General features: G+C 44.2%; 2 protein-coding genes. Both read right to left on the reverse strand.

The features are described 5' to 3' along the window. Positions 1-30: 30 nt before the first annotated feature. Positions 31-1,038, reverse strand: coding sequence for a PorP/SprF family type IX secretion system membrane protein (locus G563_RS0106890; protein WP_028664670.1), 1,008 nt, complete (start codon positions 1,036-1,038; stop codon positions 31-33). A 5-nt stretch (positions 1,039-1,043) separates the two neighbouring features. After that, positions 1,044-8,528, reverse strand: a complete 7,485-nt coding sequence (locus G563_RS0106895; RefSeq protein WP_037326043.1) for an Ig-like domain-containing protein — start codon at positions 8,526-8,528, stop codon at positions 1,044-1,046. Positions 8,529-8,558: the final 30 nt, after the last annotated feature.

Below are 8,558 nucleotides of genomic sequence, written 5' to 3' on the forward strand. Positions count from 1 at the left end.
ATATACCTTTGAATCGTCGAAAATAATCCCTTAGAAATAACGCGGAGTGAGAATTTTGCTCTTGCTAAAGCCAAATTCGTAACGCAACATTATCTCGTGGGTAGGAATGCTCAAAAATTTACGTTCCTGATTGAGTCGGTTGCGCGTCCAGTCGTATGAATACCCCAAACGAAACTGATCTGAAAGCTGTATTTCAATCATTCCAACTAGTGCATCACCTTTGAGGGCATTGCCTTCTTTATCTTCCTGAATTTGGCCAGCGTAAGTCGTAAAACGGTTGTGACGATACGACATACCTAAAGCGATACGGTCATTGAACCAGACGTTGACGTTTCCGTCAAGAGAAAGCCCAGCTCCATTTACATAACGCGCCATCATCGAAGGTTTGAGTTTGACATTGTTACGCCCGACTACAAATCCTGCGGTGGCATAAAAATGCCGGCGGATTTTAGCACGCTGCTCACCTGAATCATAATCAGAGAGGTTGTTTTCGATAAGATAAGGTACCGAAACCCCAATATAAGACCGGTCGTTGCTTAAATAGATACCCGTACCGAAGTTAGGTAGAATTTTAGACACATTGCTTGCAAAAGCAGGGTCGGACAAATTATTTCCTAGATTTGCTTTTGCCAAATCCCAACGGAAATTCATAGCACCACCTTGCAATCCCAAAGCCAAGGTCGAACGTTCGCCCATTTTGATACGAAAAGCGTAAGAAAGCATGGCTCCTGTCCAGTTTTCGAGGCCTACTTGATCGTTGAAAAGCTGCAAACCTAGTCCTACTCTTTCACGATTCACGGGCATATCAATCGTAAAAGTAGCGGTTTGTGGAGCACCTGGCATTCCTCCCCATTGATTACGATAGAGGGCTGTCGCACTGAGCACATCTCGACTTCCAGCATAAGCAGGATTAAGGGCCATCATGTTGAACATGTACTGCGAAAACATTTTGTCTTGCTGAGCCCAGAGTTTACTGCTGCCGATCAAAGAGATCAGCAGCAGCAACATCGTACACTTTTGTTTGATGATATTGGTCATCGTGATTAGCGGTTAATGGTCATGAATCGACTTGACTTCTTAATTTCACCGCCATTTTGGTCGAGGAGAATAACGTTGTAGAAGTATGTTCCAACAGGCACCGCTTGGTTACTATTGCCTACGCCTACGTTTGCTCCACCTTCCCAATCATTCTGATAATCATTGTTACGATATACCAGATTCATCCAGCGGTTGTATATTTCTAGAACAATCTTCGTGCCAGATGGATGACGAATCACAAATTTATCGTTGATTCCGTCACCATTTGGAGAGAAGCCTTCTGGGATAAACAATCCACCGTCAGAGATAATCACGATTGGCGTAAATTCAGCTTCTGCCAAACTTGTTGGGTCATTATCACCGTTCAGATCAGGATTCAAACCATTGGTTGAGTAATCCGAAACTGTGTTTTGACCTGCTAACGCCGTACCCAACACGCGGTTTTGATATGGTGTCAATCGCCCGTCGGTAGTTACATTGATTGTAAAGAACAACGAGTCGGTAAGTCCACCTGCCAAACGGCTCTGCTCAGCAATCAAGAGATTTGCATCGCGATCTCCGTCGAAATCAGGATTGATACGCAAGGTACTTACATCGCTGGCAGTAGGTGTACCTACCAATTGGTAGCTAGCCCCATTCAATGAGCTGTACACTTTGGTCAACGAATCAGTCACTTGAACATTGGTCAACGTACCTGCACCATAGTTTTTCAAAATCACGCGGTAAGTCACATTCAAGCTACCGTCTCCTTTGCGGAGGGTATCTTTGATTGACAATGCCAATCCGAGCAATCCATTTCCAGGAGTTGAGTTGAGAGACACTGGCGTTGACTCACTGTTATTACGTGGGTCTAGGTCATTGTCTGGGTCAGAGTCATTACCTGTAGTCGAAGTATCAGCGGTCATTACACCTGCTCCTGTTATACCTCTACCAATCGCTATGTTGTTGAAGGTAGTTACTGAATCAGGGTTGTAAAGCGAAACAATAACCGCCAATTCTACACTACGGGTTTTGCCTTTTGGAAGTACGCTTAACGAATCCACTAACAATTTGGTAAGTAGCCCTTGACCTGTGTAGGTAGAGTCTACAGTGAATCCTTCATCTGCAGTTACCAAAGGTTTGCCAACGATGACAGCTTTTGAGCCAAAAGTAAGACCCAAATCATCTTCTACCTGAATTTTAGTAAGATCGCTTGTACCCAAGTTAGTCACACTGATAGTATAAGGGATTTTAAATTTACCATCTCCTACAACTATCGGCGTTCCTACTGACTTAGACAAACCAATCAACGCACTTGGCAAATCGAAACGCACTGGAGTAGAGGTATTAGCTGGAGGATCTACGACAGTTCCTTTATTAGAAATATCGCTTACAACCACACTGTTGTGGCTTCCTGATGCTACTACACTACCTAAGAATGGTCCATTGTTACCATGAGGTACTATGTTATAGGTTACATAGATTTGAGCCTCTTCTCCCACTTCCAAAGTACCTGGCGTTAAGAAGTTCTTATCGGTGGTACCATTGTAGGCAGCATTAGCTGTAGCTGTAGTATTTCCACTGACGGTTGGCGTACCTACTACTGTATAAGTAACAGGAGACGCAAAAGCGTGAGTAATACTGTCAACTACCTGAAGGCTAGTCAATGGAACGTTTCCTACGTTTTTGACAGTGATTTTGTAAGTAACATCATAAGTAATGTTAGTGCTATCACCGTTACCTTTTGGTTCGATATTATCCACCGCTAAAGCTACTCCTATACTTGGTGCTACTGTTCCGTCGCTCACAACAATGCTTACAGAAGAGCGATTGTTGTCTGTCTGAGGATCTACTTGATCTGCATAGCTGATTTCAGCTCTGTTAGTCACTTGGGTTCCTGAGGTTTTAGCTCTTGCGACCACAGTAAGTGTATCACTATCACCAGCAGCGAGAACAGGGATGCGAGTCAATAAGACACCGTTTGTATTGGTCATTCCTGAAGTTGAAAGCACTTCTAGTTCAGACGGCATAATATCACGGACATCTACATTTGTTGCATCATGTGGGCCATAGTTAGAAACAACTATATTATAAGTTACTTCTTCGCCAAGCATTACCACATTTTTGTCTACACTCTTCACGACGTTTAGATCAGAGCGGAGCGTATCTGTAGCACAATCAAAGATTTTCACTTCGATAGCGGCTGGTGCACTGTAGCAACCGTCTTTTTTGTAGACCACATAATAAGTACCTGCCCCTACAGCTTCTGGTGTGCCTACTAGGCACGTACATGCCAATTCGGCTGCAGACTTAAATTGAACGGTGTAATTGCCGCTGTTGTCCAACGCTGTGGTCAAATCTACAGTAGTACTTGGACAAGTATTACGTAGGTTTTTCACGATTGGGGTTGGAAGTGCTTTCACTACTACCGTAATATAGGCAGATGGTACTGAGCAACAACGTTTTGCATCTACCAATGCGTAATAGTAAGTGCCCGGTTCGGTTACATCCCAGCTCTTCTTGTCAGAAGCAGGGAACAACACCTGACCATCTTTAAACCATTTCACTTGATAGCCTTGCTGTTCGCTAGCACTCAACTTGACGGTATCACCTTGGCAGATAGTGATTGTTTGTGGCAATGTATCTGCTTTCACTGTACCATTGATGACGATTTGAGGTCTAAACTTGATACCTTCAAACACTAGGTTGAGTTCATCTTTACCGGCTTGGCAATTACCGCTACCGTCAGGATCGTTAGTAGTAAGAGTAAGTATCACATCACCCTTAATCAAATCTTCCAACGACGGATAGTAAGTTGCATCCAAAGCAAGCGGATTGCTAAATGTACCAGTGCCATTAGTAGTCCAGATGGCGCTCGTAGCTACTCCTCCAATTTTACCGTTGAGTTTGTACTCAAGAGCAGCGCAGATAGAGGCATCAGCACCTGCATCAGCGGTAGCTGGATTGGTTTCACAAGGTGTAGTTTCGCAAGACGAAATCAACACATGGATAGCCACACCCTCGCTATAGCATCCGGTAGTCGAGCGGAAGAATACATAGTAAGTACCTGTCACTCCTACAGCCGAAGGATTAGTCACAACTGCTGAGCTTGGTGTATTTCCTACGTGGAACTCCATCGTTAAGCCAGAGCCAGCGGTGTAGTTTTTCACAGCAGATGCAAGATCTACCGTTTTTACAGGACACACATTAGCTAAGCTTACTACTTGTGGGGTTGTTACTTTCGGTGCCACAGTCACGTTTACCGTATTTGAAGCTACGCTCTTACAATTTTCATTGTTGCAGCAGTAAGCTACATAAATAGTGCTAGCAGCAGGTACGAGCGTGATTGAACTTCCGATTTGGCCATTTGACCATTGGATATAACCAGCGCAAGCCGTTTGTGCAGTCAATGTTACTGATTCACCGAAACACAAGTTGGTTTTAGATGCTTGGATAGTTGGAGCATCTGGTACGCCCACTACAATAGTAAGCGGTGCAGAAGCAGCACTTTCACAATCACCTACTTTACAGATAGCTGTGTAGCTAGTAGTAGTTTCTGGCGTTACAGTGATTGAAGCACTATTTGCACCAGTTGACCACAATACTGAGCCTGCACAACCCGAAACAGACAACGATACCTGCTCACCTTTACAGATGTGAGTAGCAGAAGTCACGATTGTCGGCGTATTTACTTTTGTTACTACTACACTTACTGCATTTGAAGCACTGCTAGTGCAATCACCTTTTTGACATACCGCTGTGTAAGTAGTGGTACCAATTGGGTTCACAGTAATGCTGTTTCCAGTGCTACCATTTGACCATTGAATATTACCACCTTCACATCCAGATGCCGATAGAGTGACACTAGAACCTTCGCAGATAACCGCTGAACTAGCAGTAATTTGAGGTGCTACGCAATTTCCAACAGTCACTTTTACTGGTACAGAAGCAGAGCTTGTACAGTTACCTACTTTACAAGTAGCAGTGTATGAAGTAGTTTCAGAAGGATTAACTACGATACTAGCCCCTACCATGCCATTTGACCAAGTCACTTCTCCGTCACAGCCAGAAGCTGTCAAGATAGAAGTTTCTCCCGCTTGGATAGAAGTTGGACTTGCAGAAACTGTTGGTACAGGTACTGGAATAACCTTGATAGTGTAATCAGCTGATACTGGGCTTGAGCAGTCTCCTACTTTACATACTGCCGTATAGGTAGTTGTTATAGTTGGATGTACTACGATGGCTTCGCCAGTTTCTCCGGTTGACCAGTGTACGATACCTGCACAGTTTGGCACTTGTAGAGTTACACTTTCACCAGGACATACTTTGTCGGTACTGCATATTACTACAGGTTTTTCAGGTGCTGGTACTACAATCACGGTAGCAGAAGCAGGGTTGCTTGAGCAGTTACCGATTTTGCAGATTGCTGTATAAGTAGTAGTATTATTTACCACAACAGATATACTCGACGTAGTAGCGCCTGTATTCCATGTAATTGTACCACCTACACAACCACTCGCCGTCAAAGTCACAGTGCTACCAGCACATACTGATTCAGAAGGACTTACGGTAATTGATGGCGGTGTAGTGTTATTACCTACCGTCACTGTTACGCTACCAGGTGCACTATCACATTGGCCATTGGCACGGCATGAGGCAGTATAAGTAGTAGTAGTGCTCGGCTTAACAACAATGCTTGTTACTCCTACTGCACCAGTACTCCACACTACAGCTCCAGCGCAGCCCGATGCGGTAAGCGTCACACTATCCCCAGCGCAGATGCTTGGTTTAGAAGACACTACTGTTGGTGCAGGACCTGAGGTAGTTACAGTTACTTTTACTTTATTAATAGTCGAGCTTTCGCAAGTTCCCACTTTACAGATAGCAGTATATTCCGTAGTAGATGCAGGTCTTACTACAATACTGCTTCCAGTGGCGCCATTTGACCATACAATGGTACCTGCACATGCACCGCTTGCGGTTAATACTGTGCTATCGCCGGCACAAATAAGCGTTTTAGACGCAGCTACAACTACTGGAGTTGGGTTTCCTACAGTGATAGTCACTGGAGATGAAGGCTCACTTGTACAGTTTCCTACTTTGCAAATAGCAGTATAGCTAGTTGTAGCGCTTGGGCTTACTACAATACTTGCTCCAGTAGCACCATTTGACCAGAGGACTTCACCTTCACAACCGGCTGCTGTAAGAGTTGCGCTTCCGTTGTTACAGATTACTGTTGAAGAACTTGCAGTCACAGTTGGAGCAGCTACAGGAACCACCTTGATGGTGTAGTCTTTCGAGCGTGCTTTACAACCATTGAGGTTACATGCTGCCCAGTAAGTAGTAGTCTGAGTTGGATATACTACGATTGCTGTTCCAGTTTCACCCGTTGACCATTCTACAATACCAGCGCAGTTGTTTACTTGAAGTGTTACACTTTCACCAGGACAGATTTTGTCGGTGCTGCAAACTACCTCAGGAACAGGCCCGCCAGGCGTCACTGTAATAGCAATAGATGCAGGTGCACTTTCACAAGTTCCAATTTTGCAAATTGCAGAGTAACTAGTAGTGACTTCAGGTGTTACGGTGATTTGTGCACCTGTAGCCCCTGTACTCCATCTGATTGTACCTGCACAATTTGCAGCCGTCAACACCACTGAGCTACCTGCACAGATTGTCGTAGAAGGACTTGCTGTTATTGCTGGCGTAGTTGGAGTGTTTACATGTATTGAGATAGCATTTGAGGGATCGCTTTCGCAGCCATTTTTCTTACATGTTGCCGTGTAGATAGTTGTTTGACTTGGTCTCACAACGATAGTTGTACCTGTTGCACCATTTGACCAAGTTATGACACCTCCTGTGCAACCGAGTGCATGAATGGTAGTACTATCTCCCGCGCAGATATTGGTAGTAGCACATGCCAAGACTGGCTTATCTGGTTTCACACAGTCTACGCTGATAATTACACGTGAAGTATCATTTCCAGCTTTAGTTGGGTCGTTGTTTGGCCCTTTTACAATTGCTGTATTAGTGATAGCTCCTACGGCATTGATAGTCGCACGAACTTGTAATGTACGATTGGCTCCTACTGCTAGGCTACCAACTGTCCATACTCCTGTTGCGTTGTTGTATTCACCTGCAGGGCTTGCACTTACAAAAGTAAGAGAGGCAGGGAGTACATCATTTACGGTTACTCCTGTAGCACTGATAGGCCCATTATTAGAAGCGATTACGTTATAAGTAATGGTCTGACCTACCGTGTAAGGCCCAGCTTCGAGAACACTCTTCGCTACCGACAAATCGGTAAGGGTTATACATGATTTGATGGTCAGTGTCAACAAGGCGGCATTACTGTATGTACCACAAGCTGCCACTTCAAATAAGTAATATTGGCCTGATGTACATACTTTTGTAGGATCTGCAACTTTCGTTCCAGGAAGGTGATTCGAAGTTGTGTACCATTCGAAATAGCCACCAGGTGTACGGATTTCGCTATGAATAAAGGTGTTAAGATTCACACAGGTGTCAGGACACGTATTTTCGCCCATACCACCACAAGTTGGGGTTGGAGGAATAGCACATGGCACTTTTACGGTGATGTCTACATCATCTTCATCATTTTCATTTGGAGTATTACCTCCGTTATTAGGCGTAGAGTTCGGATCAGGTTGGTCAGACTTCGTTACTTGAGCGAAGTTTTTGATTGTACCAGTACCTACTACTTTTGCTTTGAAAGTCAATGTTACAGTTTGATTGACGGCAATCGAATTGATACTTCCAACTAGTACGCCCCCGTTCAAAACTAAACCTGAGCTACTTGATACATACTGCAATCCGGCATTTAATGTATCTTTCACTTCTACATTAGTAGCTACATTAGGACCTAAGTTAGTGACTGCTATGCTATATGTAATGGTATCGCCTTGGCTTGGATTACTGTTATTGACTGTTTTAGCCAAAGTCAAGTCAGCGAAGCAAGAAGTGATGGTAACATCTACATGCGCTCCATTGCTATATACACCGCAAGCTGCTACTTCAAACAAATAGTATTTGCCTGATGCACATACTTTTGTAGGATCTGCTACGATTGGGTCTGTTGGTCTAGGTCCTGTACGCCATTCAAATCTACCACCAGGGGTACGGATATCACTCTGAATGTAATCATTCAAATTGACACAAAGACTTGGGCAAGTATTGGCGGCGGTTCCACCACAGGTAGGTGTTGGAGGTATAGGACATTCACCAATCGTAATTGGTTCATCATCGTCATCGTCTTCACCTTTCGTGAAGCCATTGCCCGGTGTTGAATCCTTGTCTTTTACTGGATTATCATTCTTGTCTTTAGCATCCTGTATCTGTGCGTAGTTCGTCAAGCTTGAGCCTGCAAAATTCGCATTGACCATTACGGTGATGTCTACTGTTGTGCTTGCACCTGGTGCCAATGATGCAATCGGCATATTCAACGTAGCTATCTGACCCGATGCGGTCCAATCGTTGTCATTCAAACTCATACCTACTGGCAACGAATCTCTCAACACAAT

Source organism: Runella zeae DSM 19591 (assembly GCF_000423565.1).
GTDB lineage: Bacteria > Bacteroidota > Bacteroidia > Cytophagales > Spirosomataceae > Runella > Runella zeae.